Source organism: Bacillus sp. FSL W8-0770 (genome assembly GCF_038008705.1).
Taxonomy (GTDB): domain Bacteria; phylum Bacillota; class Bacilli; order Bacillales; family Bacillaceae_G; genus Bacillus_A; species Bacillus_A cereus.
Genome location: NZ_JBBOZR010000001.1, coordinates 1,222,615 through 1,238,882 on the forward strand (window position 1 = coordinate 1,222,615; position 16,268 = coordinate 1,238,882).

Consider the following 16,268-nt stretch of genomic DNA (forward strand, 5'->3'; position numbering starts at 1 on the left):
TTCGCTTCAAAATAGACGTGCTAAAATTTAAAAAAGTTTCTTCTATATTATTGAATATACTTATGGCACTTACAATGAGTACCGTCTTTATCTCATTTGTTGTTTTAGCAAAAAGATATTAAGATGGAGGAGAGAAAGGAAGATTAACATATGCAAATGATGTATGCTTTTGGCATTGGGCTTGTATTATTTTTAGCCGTATTCTTATTTATTCGTAAAGACGTTCAAGGTGGGACATTAACGAAGCGAGGATTTTATAAATTAATCGGCTGTTTAGTTGTTATGCTTATAGCAATTATTGTAATGATCGTATTAATTAATCAGTCACTATAGAATGTAAAAACGGAACCTTACTTTGGTAAGGTTTTTCTTTATTGTTCAACCTGAAAATTACCACCAAATCCATTTTCTGAAAATAAATTGTGTTATATAATCCAATGAAATGATAGATAAGGAGTGTAGTATATGAATAAAAAAACTATCTTCTATTTATTAACTTGTATACTACTTGTAGCTAGTACTACTTATATAATATGTAACAAAAGAGAACAAGTGCCACCTATATTAGTATGGGACGAACAAGAATACTATGTTACGAATGAACCTGCCAAAGTAGAAGAAGTTGGGCAAAAACTTGGCGAAGTAACAAAGAAAATTAAAACAAGTAAAAAACCTACTAAAAATAGAGAATCTAATACATTACAAGAGAAAACAGAAGTATTCATAATGATTGAGGAAGAAAAAAGTGATTACCCGCCTTTAATCATAAAGGAAGCTTATAGTGATGAATATAAGGTAGTGAGGCCGATGTTGAAGCAAGTATTATGATGAAAAGGAGGTTCATATGCAGACACTAACTCCGCATCCGTAGTCGTTAAGAAAAATATTTGTCTTTTTCCTCTTATCGGTGCCGCTTACATTTTGATGAATAGAGGAGCAATACAAAAGAGAGATTACATTTTATATTTATTATTTGCTACTATGAATATATCACTCTGGTTATCGCTTATGATTTTTGATCGGAGTATGTGGATGGTAGCAGGGCATTATATAATTGGAGCAATTGTTATTGTTTTTTTAAATATAAATAAGAGATAATCCAGCAATCTTAAAGTTGCTGGGTTTTATTTTGATATTTATAATTAAGAAACAAATTTTGAATAGAGAGTAGTGGGCGTTATGAGATGGAAAGCAGGAACGTTTGAAAAAATAGAAACGAATGACTCATCTATTGAGAAACTCATACATACATTTAAGGAACAAAACGTAAATGGCGGAGTGGTTATAAGCTGTTTTAAAGTACATAACGAAAATTTTTTTAAAGAAATACCATATTGGAAAGATGGACACGAGCACTTCTTTAGAAGAATCTTTAACTCTTTAGATATAATCAATAGCTTAGAAGAGTTAAAAATACATACGTCAGAAAAATATAAGTTGCATTTTAAAGAGCAATGGGCAGTCATGCTTGATGGTAGCATTGCCGCTCAAATTTTGTCGGGCGGAGCATATGAAGGATTTAAGGAACGACCAGTTATCGCAAAACAATTAGCCGTGAATGTATGTCAATATATGTTCCAAGATCGCTATGAAGATATTAAAGTGTTCAAAAGCTATTGCCCTTGGACAGATTGGTTTTACGATGTTGCATGGGATGCTACTTGGATGGTGTTAGATAGTAGGGAGCAGAAAATGTGGTTCATTTGTGCTACGGATACAGATTGATAGAAGAGGGACCTTGTAGGAATGCTGCAAGGTCCTTTATCTTTTGGGAATTAATAGAAAATGAATCATATAAATGCTATACTAAAAAATGTTTGTAATGTCAGTTTCTTAATATTGTATGATGCTGACTTAATAGAAAAGATAAGAGGAGAATGAGCGTGCAAAAGGTAAAGAGATTATTGCTATTAATGATGGTAGTAGGATTAACAGCAGGTGTTTTAGCAGGGTGTGCAAATCCGAAAGATACTACAGAAGAATTTTTAACAGCGATACAAAAAGGTGATGTAGAAAAAGCTCGTACATTTGTCGAGAGTGACAAGGAATTTAATAAACTAAATGAAAAAACAGATGATGCTGAGGCAAAAGCAATGCTAAGTGCAATTACAAAGAACTTTAAATTTGAAAAGCTAGAAGAAGTATCGAAAAAGGATGACAAAGCAGAAGTGAAAGTGAAAATTACATCTGCTGATCTATCCGTTGCTGTAACAAAAGCAGTGGGAGAAGTTATGCCAATGGCGTTCGCTAGTGCCTTTAGTGAAGACAAAGAACAATCTGAAAAAGCAATCGAAAAAACAATGACATCAACTATCGTCAAAAACTTGGCAGATAAAGATGCAGCAATGGCAACTCGCGAAGTTACATTGAACTTAAAGAAAGACAAAGATGGCGACTATAAAATCGTTGCTGACGATAACTTGAAAGAAGTATTGTTTGCCAATGCGAAGTCTTTGGAGAAGATGTTTGGTGGGAAGTAATTGAATTAGATAAAAAGAGACACCATATCACGTAGAAGGTTGATATGGTGTCTCTTTTTTATGAACCTGGAGAGGTTTGAACTCAAGAAATTAATTCTATAAATTTTATATTATGATTTTTTGGTTTATGACATACAGCTAGTTGTAACAGAGGAGGTACTGTATTCTATGTTTTCTTATGCGGATCCTGTAACGTAGAAAGGTAAAATTTCTGGACCAGATTTTAATTAGTGTTCCTTCAGCTTTAATGAGGAGGTGTACGAAGATGTTGTGACTATACCTGCTGGGTATTATTAATTGTGAAGTCAAATAAGAAAACAATTTATTAGAGGAAGATTAGTTAGTTTAAGTATCAGATTTAGGTGTTTAACAGGGGGTACTAATTAATTTCAGTTCTTTCATGAAAAATTATAGAAAAAGTATGGATAAACAAATTCTTGTTTTAAGTGAATTTTGTGAATGTGGGGGCTGCTTTAAATAAAGATGGTCAAACACTATGTAAATAATTAGGAATGTTAAAATATGCAAAATTGCATATTAAATATTTTAAATCTTATGCTAACCTTATAATGCGAAATATAACATTTGTTGGTAATTATTCATTTTTGAAAGATAAAAAATGAATAATTACAGTGAATTGTATACCACTGTCCTATAGTATAAACGATAATAACGAAAGCTATTTGAAGTCCTTTGAAGGAAATAAGTTATTTAAAAAAATTCCATATAGAAAATTTGTTAAAATTTCAGATGTAACAAATGTCATTTTATTTTTAATGTCTGATAAAAGCGATGCCATTAGAGGGCAAAATATTGTGGTTGACTATGGATATACAATTGTATAAATAAATCATCTTGGGAATTAAGGGTGTGGATAATGAGTTTACTAATTAAAGATTTAACAAAGAAATTTGACGAGCATGTTGCAGTGAATAATTTGAATATCGAGATACCAAAAGGTGAAATGTTTGGATTCTTGGGCGGGAATGGAGCAGGTAAAACGACTACATTTCGAATGATACTTGGACTTTTATCGAAATCAAGTGGGACCATTTCATGGAATGGTAAACCTATAAATTATGGTGTTACAGATAAAATTGGGTATTTACCAGAAGAACGTGGTCTTTATGCGAAAATGACTGTCAAAGAACAAGTTAACTTTTTTGCAAAACTAAAGAACATGAAAAGTAAAGATGCAGAAAAAGAACTTCACTATTGGCTGGAGCGTTTTAATATTACTGAGCATCTGAACAAAAAGGTAGGAGAACTTTCTAAAGGCAATCAGCAAAAAATCCAGCTGATAACAGCGATTATACATAAGCCTGAACTCTTAATTTTAGATGAACCATTTAGTGGTTTAGACCCAGTAAATGTTGAAATGTTAAAAGACGCTGTTCTTGATATGCAAAAACAAGGGTCGTCAATTCTTTTTAGTTCACATCGTATGGAACATGTGGAAGAGTTATGCCAACACATTTGTATTATGCACAAAGGTGTACCTGTTGTTCAGGGTGACATTACCAAAATTAAAAGTGATTTTGGTAAAAAGAACGTTGTAATCGTTGGCGATCATAACTTTGACCATTTGAAAGAAATAAAAGGTGTAGAAAGTATGAAGAAACGTAAAAATGCAGTTACTCTTAAAATTTCATATGAAGAAGTTTCACGTGTTTTATTTAAAGAGATAACAAAATTAGGGTATGTTAAAAAGTTTGCAGTAGAAGAGCCTACATTAAATGATATCTTTATTGCGAAAGTAGGTGCACAAAATGAATAGTTTCTGGACAATTTTTTTACAAAACTATAAATCTAAAGTGAAATCAAAATCATATTTTGCTATTACAATAATAGTTTCTATGTTAATTATAGGATTGATGAATTTTGACAAGATTTATAACTTGTTTGCAGGTAACGAGGACGATCAAGTTGTTGTTGTTACAGAAAAAGAAGAATTATATTCAACCATTCATCAAGTGTTTAAAAATGTCGATAGTAAGATACAAGTTAAACGTAGCACGGATAAACAAAAAGCAGAATCAGGTGTTAAAAATGGTGATTATACATATGCAATCGTTGTAGAGGAATTGAATAATAAACAATTAAAGGCTACGTATATAACTGAGACGGATGTAAATCAGCAAGATGTTAGCAAGGTTCAAACGATTTTATCTCAAATACAATCTTCTAATTTCGCCCAGCAATTGAATCTATCTCAAGATGAATTAAAGGTGTTAACAACGCCAGTAGAAATTCATACCAAAACGGTTTCAGATAAGGTTAAAGATGGAGAACATACTGAGGGTGTAGGGATTTTAATTAATGTCTTTATCATGCTAAATTATCTAATGATATTAATGTATGCTGCACAATTAGCAACAGATGTTGCAACAGAGAAATCTTCTCGTGTTATGGAGTTAGTTGTTTCAAGTATTTCGCCTACCAAACATTTATATGCGAAGCTATTCTCAACATTATTGGCTGGTATTACGCAAATCATAATTTGGGGCTTGGTCGCAACTGTTGGATATAAAACAGCAATTAATGATTCGAAAAATGATATTTTAAATAGTATTGATTTAAATTCTGTTGCTCCAACTCTAGTGTTTTATGGGATTCTATTCTTCACATTAGGATTCTTATTATATGGCTCATTATCTTGTCTATTTGGCTCTATCATTACGCGTATAGAGGAATCTTCTCAAGCTGTTATGCCGCTGATGTTTATGTTACTTGCTGCTTTGTATATAGCAATTTATGGAATGTCAAACCCAAGCAGCATGGTTGTTACCATTACTAGTTATGTACCTTTCTTCACTCCTATTGTTATGCTTGTACGAATTGGATTCCTCAATATCCCAGTATGGGAGATTGCGCTTGCATTAGCAATTCTAATTGCAACAATATGTATGATGATTGGTTTAACGAGTCGTGTTTACCGCGGTGGCGTATTAATATATGGTAAAGGTGCATTTAGTAATATCAAAAAGGCAATCAAATTAGGGCAAAAATAGGATTCGTCTATTCATTTCTAAACTTAAATTTACAAAGATCTGCATAGTTAAACTGTGTAGATCTTTTTTGTTGAGAAATTTATATAAATAAATATAAAAATTGCTGTATTAGGCTATTTTTCAAAGAGAATTTTAAAAAGCTCCCAAAAGAGAGTAAAGAATCGAGTTCTAGCGAACAACGTAGAGCGATAATTAATATAATTTATGTCTTTCTCCAAAATGGAGAAAAGAAGTAGGGAAAAATTTAGTTTTAATAATAATCATTTATTTGCTACATAAAGAAAACCCCTTGACTATCAAGGGGTTTTTCATATGACCCCGGAGAGGCTCGAACTCACGACCTCCACCCTGTCAAGGTGGCGCTCTCCCTGCTGAGCTACGGGATCCCAACTATAAATGTTACCATCAGCAATGTATTTTCATTTCATTCGTGTAATCGGAGAATTTGTACAATTTGTTGAGTATTGTAACATTTGATGTATTCCTATAATAGCAACAAACTTTAATGGTGTAAAGGTGTAATTTTCTGAATATTCATATTCTAATTTTTGTATAAAAAAATAAGCCCCGAAGAGCTTATTTTAATAATAATATCAACGCAATTATCAATGATATTTTCAAAAATACAATCATAAATAATGGAGCTTGTTCATAAGCTATCGTCCTGTAACTGTCATTCCTGCTGTGTAAATTGTATCAATAGAACCGTCAGCGCCTTTTATTTCGACTTTATAACGATATGTTCCATCCTCATAAATATCATCGCCATATCCTGTGAAAGTTGCAATTTCATCATTGCTTCCAGATGGGACCCATTGATTTTGCCAACGGAAGTTGGTTTCAAATTCTCCCCATCTATCGCCATATTTCTTTTCAAGGCTGACATTGTAATGAATTTCTTCAGCTCGGTCATTTGTAATTCTTGCAATTACGCTGTTACCAAAAGTAACTTGTGTAGAGTGTACCTGAACTGTAACACCGTTCACCGTTTCACCAGGACCACAAATGTAATGACAACCATCCCATTCGTCAGCATGTGCTTTTGGTGTTTCAATGTTCATAACCGTTAAACCGCCTAAAGCTAATGCGCCAGTTAATAATACTTTACCAAATGTTTTCACTTGAAATTCCCCCTAAGTATACTCTCAATTCGTTCGATAGATATCACATTAATCTAATGGAACGTTTTTTCCTTAAGTGTATTCGCTATGAATCTTTCATCTTGTAGTAATCTAATCACTACATAAAATTTCATAGTTTTGATTCCATATATGTATCATGATTTACATAGAACAAATCTGTTAATACGCTTTGGTTATTTACTTATTCCACTACTTCTTATTACCTTTTATTGGTAAAACGTTGGTTTTATTATATAACATTATTATCTATTTACAAGAGAAAATAATACTGTATGCAAAAATGCATAATAAAAAACACTGCTTGTATTCTAGATTACAGATTAAATGGAGTGTTGGGTTTCAATTAATATTTGAGTGGAACTTAATGCTAATTTTTTATGCTTAACAGTATGCATATATCATCGTTTATTAAAGTCATAATTGATAAACCTTGTTCAGGGGACGCTCTTCCTGCTGAGCTACAGAATCTTCAAAAGGGAAAGTATAAGCGATTATGCTAGTAATGTATGAAGGAATAATGATGAGAAGCGAATTCAGTAGAAAGTAGTCTTTGGATGTAGTGGTTATATTATTTACGATACCAATCCAAAGGACCTTCAGCACTCAAATCAACAAGAAAAGGGAGTAAGAAATGTAAAGGTAAGCTTATAAGTTCTGGCATAGCGTTCACCGTTTTCTTTGATAGATATTGTCTCATAAAACAATACGGACAATCCTTTTCAAATGTCACGAGTATTGCCCATACATCTTTTATTGTCCACTTCGTTTTACAATACGTACAACGCTTCATGAGGTTCCTCCTCATTTTAAGTTTTCTTCTAGTATACTCCATTCCATTGTAAGAAAGTCATTTGTATTTGGTGTGGTAAAATGTAAGTTGTTTTATTTTTATGTGAATCTATTTAGTCATTTATGAACAATTACATATCATTTGATATTTTTGCAGAATGATAGATTTTCAGTTTTAATATGCCAATTGGCCAATATATCCTTTTTACAATTTACTGAAAATCATGTATAACAGAGATACATGATTATTTTATCTCGCTATTTGCGGGCAGTAAGATCCCTTACTTCGAAATTCAGCAAAAGTAAAGAAGTTAGGTTCGGGTCGGAATGCCCGTAAAAGTCCGATTCGTGAGGGTTGATGAAAGTTTCACTTTATAAATATTCAGAAGTAGAGGGAGAAAAGTTGTAATGGTAAGAAAAACGTTCAAGATGCGCGTGTCTAAAAATAGAACGATTTCGATTAATGGATCGATTCTTGATGTGGATGTTACACATGATGAATTTTTACAAGAGTTTGTTGAGTGGGTTGATTCTAAAGGTTGGTCGTTTATGGGAATAACAGATGAGATTACGCCCGAGGAAGCTAGTCAAAAGTTAATAGATTCGTTGATTGATGAGAAGGATAAGAAAGAGTAATTCCTTCTTATTTTTATTGTATATTTATGTTCTTTATCGTAAAAGTATGATATAGTAAAAAATAGTGAAAATTCTTCCAATATAATACAAATTACATATGATTGGTAGATTTATTATTTTGTTAAGGAGTAAATGGAAAAGGGAGAGTCATATGGTAAATTTTAAGAAAATTTTGGTTTTTATTACAGTTATTTGTTCGTTTTTTTTGACGCCCATAACATTGCGTGCTGAGACGAATATTGGAGTAAATCCAGAACAAGTTGCACCACCACCTGCGGAAGGACCGAATGTTTTTAGTCAGTTTGCAACGACAATTGATGCAAAAACAGGAGATGTTTTGTATGACAAAAACGCATATCACCGCGCATTTCCTGCTAGTACGACGAAGGTGTTAACAGCGATTTTACTCATGGAGCATACAAAGCCAGAGGATCAATTTACATTTTCACAATTAGCATTAGATCAAGAGAAGAGTAATTATCAAATTGAGTTTCAACCTGGAGAGACAATTAATAGAAATACTGCGCTTATGATTTTAATGGTGCTGAGTGCGAATGATGTGTCGTATGCGATTGCGGAGCGGATTGGCGGGAGTGTTGAGAATTTCGCTAATATGATGAATGAGAAAGCGAAGCAATTAGGGGCGAAAGATAGCCACTTTGTAACACCGAATGGATTGCATGATCCGAACCATTATACGACGCCGTATGATATGGCTATGATTACGAAGGGTGTGCAAAAGTATCCTGAAATTTTACAAGCGATGAATACGAAAAGAACGACAGTTACGACGTCTAGGCAGACGGTGTCTATTTTTAATAAATCTAATTTTTTTGAAAATCCATATAGCATTGGCGGTAAGACAGGGTTTACGAATGAAGCACGTAATACACTTGTTTTATTAAATGAGAAAGATGGAAATCGTATTATAAGCGTAGTAATGGCTTCTCAAAGACCTGAAATTTATGAAGATTTGAAGCAGATGGCGGAATATTCTTTCGGTCAATTTACGAAGCAAATGGTGCTTGATAAACATAATTGGCATCAAAAAACAACATATTTAAATAAAGATGTTAATTCTGAGTTGGAACAAAGTGCGGAGCTTATGCTTAAGAAAGATGAAGGGAAAAATGTGAAAACTATTTTCCGGGCGGCTTCATTAGATAAAGAATCTTTATATCATAAAGGAATACATCGTGGTGAGGTAGTTGGTGCAGTTGATATTACGAAAAATAATCAAACAATTGCGACGGTAAATGTTCTTTCAACAGAAGATGTCACTTTTACGATGCCTAAAAAAGATACAACTATGCCTGAAGTAAAAGACTCAAATGTGAAAGTAATAAGTGTTGGGATAGGTGCGATTATATTATTTGGAGCAATTTTATATGTAGTGTTGCGCCGAAATACAAAAGGAATGAAATCAGAAGGTAAATAAATTACTAATAAAAAGACTGTGTAAAATTTTGGCACAGTCTTTTTTCTATATTTTAAATAACTAATAATTGTAAATTTTCTTATTGCAATAACTTAAAGTTCGTTATATCATTTACTTGTGTTCTTGTTAAAGAACAAAGTGGATATTGCATACTTCAAATAATATAAAACAACGGAGAGGGAGAGAGACGATGAAATTAATATGGAAGATAATTAGCAACGCGATCTCATTTGTTTTATTTGCATTGATGGTTTTTTTAGCTTTTGTAGTTATTTCTTCAAAAGCAAGCGGTGGTGATCCGACAGTGATGGGATATCAATTTAAGAGCGTTCTTTCAGGATCAATGGAGCCGACGTTTTTAACAGGATCAATCATTGCAATAGAACCAAACAAAGATGGTTCTAAATATCAAAAAGGTGATGTTATTACCTTTAAAGAGAAAGATCAAAAAATTATCACTCACCGTATTATCGGTGTGAAAGATACAAATGGAAAAGTAATGTATGAAACAAAAGGGGATAACAACAACGGACCAGATTTAGAGCCAGTACTTGCAGAAAATGTAGTTGGAAAGTATGCAGATATTACAGTTCCGTATGTTGGTTATTTACTGAATTATGCGAATTCAAAAGCGGGAGCAGCATTGCTTCTTATTATTCCAGGAGTCTTTTTACTTGGGTATTCCGCGATTTCTATTTTTGGTGCTATTCGTAGCATTGACGGAGAAAAGAAAGATAAAAAAGTAGAACAATCCGTCTAGTTCGTTTGGTTATACTTTCCGTTTAGGAAGTTAACAAATATATATTAAGGGGATATGGACATGACTTTAAAGAAAAAATTAGGAATGGGTATTACATCAGCAGTATTAGGAGCAGCTTTAGTTGGTGGAGGAACATTTGCATTTTTCAGTGATAAAGAAGTGTCAAATAATACATTTGCGGCTGGAACACTGGATTTAGCATTAAATCCATCAACAGTTGTTAACGTATCGAATTTAAAACCTGGGGATACAATTGAAAAAGAATTTAAACTAGAAAATAAAGGCTCTTTAAATATTAAAAAGGTTCTACTGAAAACAGATTATAATGTAGAAGATGTAAAGAAAGACAATAAAGATGATTTTGGTAAACATATTAAAGTAACATTCTTAAAAAATGTAGATAAGCATGAGACAATTGTGAAACAAACTACTTTAGATAAATTAAAAGGTGACACACTTACAGCTGTAGATAATGATTTATCGGCTTGGTTCTGGGATGAAAAAGGTATTTCAGCAGGTAAATCTGATAAATTCAAAGTGAAATTCGAGTTCGTTGATAATGGAAAAGATCAAAATCAATTCCAAGGCGATAAGTTACAATTAAATTGGACGTTTGATGCACAACAAACAGCAGGTGAAGAAAGATAATAAGAAAAAGGGCTATCACATGGATAGCCCTTTTTCTATTTTTCTAGTATTTGTCTATCAATTTTAATAGTTCTTTACTATAATATAGATAATGTTCTGTATAAAGAACGTAATGTTCGATGGGAGAGATTAAGATGCTGAAAAGACCGCGTAATTTTAAAAAGATGCTTATATTGCCGTGTATGTGTTCTATTACGTTTTATTTAGGATCTCAAATTATGACGCATACAGAAGCGGCGTTCATTCATGAAACGAAAGTAGAAGCGACGCTTTCTACAGCAATTATATTTCCGAAAACAGTTAATACGTTAAAAGAGCAATCTGAGAAACATAAACAGTTTATTGAGCGTGAGTATGGAACGATGAAGGGAAAATCGAAAGCAACTTCTATTGAAGAAATAAAACAGGCGATTTCTGTATGGCAACAAGGGCGTGAGAAAATTGTTGCTGAGAAGGAAGCCCTGCAAAATGTATATACTGAAATAGAAGCTCCTTACAATCAAATACAAGAAGAATTAAAGGTAAATAAAGATGAGTCGATGCAGCAAGTGTCCATATATGTAAATGAAGGCTTCCGCAGTATCAAAGAGAAGCGTGACTATATTGAGAAAGAAATTAGCTTGAAAGCTATTGATGAGCAAATTCAGGCTCTTCAGCAACAATTAAACGTTGCAATTGAAGCAGAAGAACAGAAGAAAGCAGAAGAACAGAAGAAAGTAGAAGAACAGAAGAAAGCAGAAGAACAGAAGAAAGTAGAAGAACAGAAGAAAGCAGAAGAACAGAAGAAAGCAGAAGAACAGAAGAAAGCAGAAGAACAGAAGAAAGCAGAAGAACAGAAGAAAGTAGAAGAACAGAAGAAAGCAAAAGAACAGAAGAAAGCAGAAGAACAGAAGAAAGTAGAAGAACAGAAGAAAGTAGAAGAGCAAAAGAAAGCGGAGTAACTGCTTTAGTGAAACAGCCGGAAAACAAGAATGTGGTGTAAGAGAGAGTGAACGAATAAGCAAGACTAGTAATATTTATACGAGTGTGAGGGAACGTTAGCCCTCACCTCTTTGTTTTTCTTTTTTCTTATAGTATTAAATGATTTGAGTGTGAAAAAAGTTATAAATTATCATTGTTTTTTTCTGAAAAGTCTAAATGATATTGAGAAATAAAAATAACTGAAAATATTAATAAATATGTGTTGTGTTTATATAGGGTTGTTCGTTATAATGAACATAAGGTTTTTAAAAAAGAACGCATATTAGCTAAGCTAATATAGTTTTCTTTACATCTCTTATTGGAAAATAAGTGATAAAAATATAAAAAAAAGCTAGGGGGAATTGATTGTGAGTCTGAAAAAGAAATTAGGTATGGGAGTTGCATCAGCAGCATTGGGGTTAGCTTTAATTGGTGGAGGAACATTTGCATTCTTTAGCGATAAAGAAGTATCAAACAATACATTTGCAGCTGGGACGTTAGACCTTACATTAAACCCTAAGACGCTTGTAGATATTAAAGATTTAAAACCAGGGGATTCTGTTAAGAAAGAGTTCTTATTACAAAACAGCGGTTCGTTAACTATTAAAGACGTTAAATTAGCAACAAAGTATACTGTTAAAGATGCAAAAGGTGATAATGCTGGTGAAGACTTTGGTAAGCACGTTAAAGTAAAATTCCTTTGGAACTGGGATAAACAAAGTGAGCCTGTATACGAAACAACTTTAGCAGACTTACAAAAAGTTGATCCAGATCTTTTAGCTAAAGATATCTTTGCTCCTGAGTGGGGAGAAAAGGGTGGATTAGCAGCTGGTACAGAGGATTATCTATGGGTACAATTTGAATTTGTAGATGATGGAAAAGATCAAAATATCTTCCAAGGTGATACATTGAATTTAGAATGGACATTCAATGCTAACCAAGAAGCTGGGGAAGAAAAATAATAAAAAAGCGGGTATTCCCGCTTTTTTTTATAAAGAAAAAGAAGTGCTGGTTGTAAGCACTTCTTTCTATTATTATTTTTGATTTTGCTTCCACTTTGTAAATTCAAGAAATTCACGAAATTGTTCTTTGGAGACACCAGAGTTCATTGCATCTTTAACGAGTTGTGTCCATTCGGAGTCTAGGTTAGTTTCCTTTGTTGTTTCATCATGAAGTAAAGTATCAACTGGAATTTGTAGAACTGCTGCGATCTTTTCAAGAAACTGAATGGAAGGGTTTTTTTGTAAATTTCGTTCTATAGAACTAATGTAAGATTTAGCAACGCCAGCTTTTTCGGCAAGTTCAGTTAATGAAATCCCTTTTTGTAAACGAAGGCGTTTTATACGTTCTCCAATCATATTTGCGCACCTTTCTATCAATATGTAGTTGTCTTATGATGTCATTATTATAACATAAACTTCGTTAAAAAGAACAAACCTATTGAGCCTGACTGGATGGCTTCATACGTTGGAAAAATTGCTCGATGTCTTGCATGGCGATACCAGCATCTAGAGCTTCAAGTATTAAATCAATCCATTCTTGATCCAGTGCGTCTGTCTTATCTTTGTACAAATGTAATTCCTCCCTAATTATCGGTCATAATTGCTGCTACAGAATACATGATAATGAAATCCGATTTTGTGTTTTATATAGTGAATTATCAAATATTGTGTAGATGAAACAAAGATAAAATCCCCATTAAACTCCCTCTATGGAAATTATAAATTGTTCGATAAAAACTTTCAATATTTTCAGAAAACATTGTTGAATTGTGATATATTCGTATGCTAACTATGAAATTTTTACAAATATATTAAAAACATTACATAATATGACTAAATATTGAAAAAATATTGAATTTTTAATAAAATTCAATTTGTAATACATATTATTTATTAGGGGAGGAAATAAGGGATGAACAAGAAACCGTTCAAAGTTTTGTCATCAATCGCATTGACAGCTGTATTAGGCCTTTCATTCGGAGCTGGCACTCAATCTGCATATGCTGAAACGCCTGTGAATAAAACAGCTACGAGCCCAGTTGATGATCATTTAATTCCGGAAGAACGTTTAGCAGATGCATTAAAAAAACGTGGGGTAATTGATTCGAAGGCTTCAGAGACAGAAACAAAGAAAGCAGTCGAAAAGTATGTAGAGAACAAAAAGGGTGAAAATCCTGGGAAAGAAGCAGCGAATGGGGACCAACTTACGAAAGATGCATCCGACTTTTTAAAGAAAGTGAAAGATGCGAAAGCAGACACGAAAGAAAAATTAAATCAACCAGCAACAGGCACACCTGCAGCGACAGGCCCAGTTAAAGGCGGTCTAAATGGTAAAGTACCAACTTCTCCAGCGAAACAAAAAGACTATAACGGTGAAGTTCGTAAAGACAAAGTACTCGTTTTACTTGTAGAGTACGCTGACTTTAAACATAATAATATCGACAAAGAGCCTGGATATATGTATTCTAACGATTTTAATAAAGAACATTATGAAAAAATGTTATTCGGCAACGAGCCATTCACATTAGATGATGGAAGTAAAATTGAAACGTTTAAACAATATTACGAAGAACAATCTGGTGGTAGTTACACAGTGGACGGAACAGTTACAAAATGGTTAACAGTTCCTGGTAAGGCGGCTGATTATGGTGCAGATGCTGCTAGCGGCGGCCATGATAATAAAGGACCAAAAGGGCCACGTGATTTAGTAAAAGATGCATTAAAAGCAGCTGTAGATAGTGGTATTGATTTATCAGAGTTCGACCAATTTGATCAATACGATGTAAATGGTGATGGAAATAAAAATCAACCAGACGGTTTAATCGATCACTTAATGATTATTCATGCGGGTGTTGGACAAGAAGCAGGCGGTGGTAAATTAGGCGATGATGCAATTTGGTCGCACCGTTGGACAGTTGGACCAAAGCCATTCCCAATTGAAGGTACACAAGCGAAAGTACCATATTGGGGTGGAAAGATGGCAGCATTCGACTACACAATTGAACCAGAAGATGGAGCGGTTGGTGTATTCGCACATGAATATGGTCACGATTTAGGTCTTCCAGATGAGTACGATACACAATATAGTGGTCAAGGTGAGCCGATTGAAGCTTGGTCTATTATGAGTGGCGGAAGCTGGGCTGGTAAAATCGCTGGAACGACGCCAACGAGTTTCTCACCACAAAATAAAGAGTTTTTCCAAAAAACAATCGGTGGTAACTGGGCAAATATCGTAGAAGTAGATTACGAGAAATTAAATAAAGGTATCGGTCTAGCGACATATTTGGATCAAAGTGTTACGAAATCTAACCGTCCGGGTATGATTCGTGTTAACTTACCAGACAAAGATATAAAAACAATTGAGCCGGCATTTGGAAAACAGTATTACTACAGCACAAAAGGTGATGATCTTCATACGAAGATGGAAACACCACTGTTCGATTTAACAAATGCAACGACTGCAAAATTTGACTTCAAATCATTATATGAAATTGAAGCAGAGTATGATTTCCTTGAAGTACACGCTGTAACGGAAGATGGTCAACAAACGTTAATTGAAAGACTTGGTGAGAAAGCAAATAGTGGAAATGCAGATTCGACAAATGGAAAATGGATTGACAAATCATATGATTTAAGTCAATTCAAAGGCAAGAAAGTAAAATTAACATTTGATTACATTACTGATGGTGGTTTAGCATTAAATGGATTCGCTCTTGATAATGCTTCATTAACAGTAGATGGTAAAGTAGCATTCTCTGATGACGCAGAAGGTACACCACAATTAAAATTAGATGGTTTCGTTGTATCTAACGGAACAGAGAAGAAAAAACATAACTACTATGTTGAGTGGAGAAACTATGCTGGGGCAGATAACGCGTTGAAATTTGCTCGCGGTCCAGTATTTAACACTGGTATGGTTGTATGGTATGCAGATTCAGCTTATACAGATAACTGGGTTGGTGTACATCCAGGACACGGTTTCCTTGGTGTAGTTGATTCTCATCCAGAAGCAATTGTTGGTACTTTAAATGGTAAACCAACAGTTAAGAGTAGTACACGATTCCAAATCGCTGATGCAGCGTTCTCATTCGACAAAACGCCAGCTTGGAAAGTCGTATCTCCAACGCGTGGAACATTTACGTATGATGGTTTAGCAGGCGTACCAAAGTTTGATGATTCTAAAACGTATATTAATCAACAGATTCCAGATGCAGGACGTATTTTACCGAAGCTTGGTTTGAAATTTGAAGTAGTAGGACAAGCTGATGATAATTCTGCAGGTGCTGTTCGTTTATATCGTTAATACAGTAAAACTACCGAGAGATTTTCTTTCGGTAGTTTTTTTGTGAGCAATGAATTTTATATAGCTGAAAAAGTCATATATAATGTAACCTTAAGAATA

At 33.7% G+C, this 16,268-nt stretch carries 18 protein-coding genes, 1 tRNA gene and 1 pseudogene; 15 read left to right on the forward strand and 5 right to left on the reverse strand.

All coding sequences use genetic code 11. The features are described from left to right. Positions 1–47: 47 nt before the first annotated feature. The 8 genes and pseudogenes from NST27_RS29535 to NST27_RS06410 all read left to right on the forward strand — a co-directional run. A pseudogene (locus tag NST27_RS29535) lies at positions 48–122 on the forward strand (permease); the annotation flags it as partial. Between the two features lie 28 nt (positions 123–150). Continuing rightward, the gene (locus NST27_RS06375; RefSeq protein ID WP_001178294.1) at positions 151–333 is read left to right on the forward strand and encodes a DUF3976 domain-containing protein; all 183 of its coding nucleotides are present in this window, start codon (positions 151–153) and stop codon (positions 331–333) included. Positions 334–465: 132 nt separating this feature from the next. Beyond that, a complete protein-coding gene (locus tag NST27_RS06380; RefSeq protein ID WP_001036575.1) occupies positions 466–828 on the forward strand; it encodes a hypothetical protein in 363 nt (120 codons plus the stop codon). A 351-nt stretch (positions 829–1,179) separates the two neighbouring features. Further along, positions 1,180–1,725: a hypothetical protein gene (locus NST27_RS06390; protein ID WP_001267320.1), complete on the forward strand. Its 546-nt coding sequence runs from the start codon at positions 1,180–1,182 to the stop codon at positions 1,723–1,725. 152 nt (positions 1,726–1,877) lie between these two features. Continuing rightward, positions 1,878–2,480, forward strand: a complete 603-nt coding sequence (locus NST27_RS06395) for a DUF4878 domain-containing protein (protein WP_080008923.1) — start codon at positions 1,878–1,880, stop codon at positions 2,478–2,480. 632 nt (positions 2,481–3,112) lie between these two features. Then, entirely contained in the window at positions 3,113–3,325 is a 213-nt protein-coding gene (locus tag NST27_RS06400) for an SDR family oxidoreductase (RefSeq protein WP_224765010.1), read from the forward strand. Between the two features lie 32 nt (positions 3,326–3,357). Continuing rightward, positions 3,358–4,257 (forward strand): ABC transporter ATP-binding protein, encoded by a 900-nt coding sequence (locus tag NST27_RS06405; RefSeq protein ID WP_000054725.1) that lies wholly within the window; start codon positions 3,358–3,360, stop codon positions 4,255–4,257. Then, positions 4,250–5,491, forward strand: coding sequence for an ABC transporter permease (locus tag NST27_RS06410; RefSeq protein ID WP_001084160.1), 1,242 nt, complete (start codon positions 4,250–4,252; stop codon positions 5,489–5,491). Before NST27_RS06405 ends, NST27_RS06410 begins: the two co-directional genes overlap by 8 nt. Positions 5,492–5,804: 313 nt before the next feature. On the opposite strand, the gene NST27_RS06415 is transcribed toward NST27_RS06410, so the two are convergent. From NST27_RS06415 to NST27_RS06425, 3 genes are all read right to left on the reverse strand, one after another. Beyond that, positions 5,805–5,877: transfer RNA gene (locus NST27_RS06415), tRNA-Val, on the reverse strand. Between the two features lie 270 nt (positions 5,878–6,147). Next, on the reverse strand, positions 6,148–6,612 hold the full coding sequence (locus NST27_RS06420) for a hypothetical protein (RefSeq protein ID WP_061661786.1): 465 nt from the start codon (positions 6,610–6,612) through the stop codon (positions 6,148–6,150). A gap of 589 nt (positions 6,613–7,201) precedes the next feature. Then, positions 7,202–7,423, reverse strand: a complete 222-nt coding sequence (locus tag NST27_RS06425) for a hypothetical protein (RefSeq protein ID WP_000817344.1) — start codon at positions 7,421–7,423, stop codon at positions 7,202–7,204. A 407-nt stretch (positions 7,424–7,830) separates the two neighbouring features. Between NST27_RS06425 and NST27_RS06430 the strand changes: the two genes are divergently transcribed. The 6 genes from NST27_RS06430 to calY all read left to right on the forward strand — a co-directional run bounded on the left by NST27_RS06430 (position 7,831) and on the right by calY (position 12,826). After that, positions 7,831–8,058 (forward strand): hypothetical protein, encoded by a 228-nt coding sequence (locus NST27_RS06430; RefSeq protein WP_000251856.1) that lies wholly within the window; start codon positions 7,831–7,833, stop codon positions 8,056–8,058. A 151-nt stretch (positions 8,059–8,209) separates the two neighbouring features. Next, the gene (locus NST27_RS06435) at positions 8,210–9,496 is read left to right on the forward strand and encodes a D-alanyl-D-alanine carboxypeptidase family protein (protein WP_000247029.1); all 1,287 of its coding nucleotides are present in this window, start codon (positions 8,210–8,212) and stop codon (positions 9,494–9,496) included. Positions 9,497–9,686: 190 nt separating this feature from the next. Continuing rightward, on the forward strand, positions 9,687–10,256 hold the full coding sequence (sipW, locus tag NST27_RS06440) for a signal peptidase I SipW (protein WP_000767792.1): 570 nt from the start codon (positions 9,687–9,689) through the stop codon (positions 10,254–10,256). Positions 10,257–10,316: 60 nt separating this feature from the next. Beyond that, entirely contained in the window at positions 10,317–10,904 is a 588-nt protein-coding gene (locus NST27_RS06445; RefSeq protein WP_000172854.1) for a CalY family protein, read from the forward strand. Positions 10,905–11,038: 134 nt separating this feature from the next. Beyond that, positions 11,039–11,845 (forward strand): DUF4047 domain-containing protein, encoded by an 807-nt coding sequence (locus NST27_RS06450; protein WP_047385765.1) that lies wholly within the window; start codon positions 11,039–11,041, stop codon positions 11,843–11,845. 387 nt (positions 11,846–12,232) lie between these two features. Then, positions 12,233–12,826, forward strand: coding sequence for a biofilm matrix protein CalY (gene calY / locus NST27_RS06455; RefSeq protein WP_000053713.1), 594 nt, complete (start codon positions 12,233–12,235; stop codon positions 12,824–12,826). Between the two features lie 72 nt (positions 12,827–12,898). On the opposite strand, the gene NST27_RS06460 is transcribed toward calY, so the two are convergent. Then, entirely contained in the window at positions 12,899–13,222 is a 324-nt protein-coding gene (locus NST27_RS06460) for a helix-turn-helix domain-containing protein (protein WP_000578885.1), read from the reverse strand. A gap of 79 nt (positions 13,223–13,301) precedes the next feature. Next, positions 13,302–13,436 (reverse strand): anti-repressor SinI family protein, encoded by a 135-nt coding sequence (locus tag NST27_RS06465; protein WP_000276219.1) that lies wholly within the window; start codon positions 13,434–13,436, stop codon positions 13,302–13,304. A gap of 342 nt (positions 13,437–13,778) precedes the next feature. Here NST27_RS06465 and inhA1 point away from each other — a divergent pair, with 342 nt between their 5' ends. Then, positions 13,779–16,169, forward strand: coding sequence for a M6 family metalloprotease immune inhibitor InhA1 (inhA1, locus tag NST27_RS06470; protein ID WP_001035944.1), 2,391 nt, complete (start codon positions 13,779–13,781; stop codon positions 16,167–16,169). Positions 16,170–16,268 lie beyond the last annotated feature (99 nt).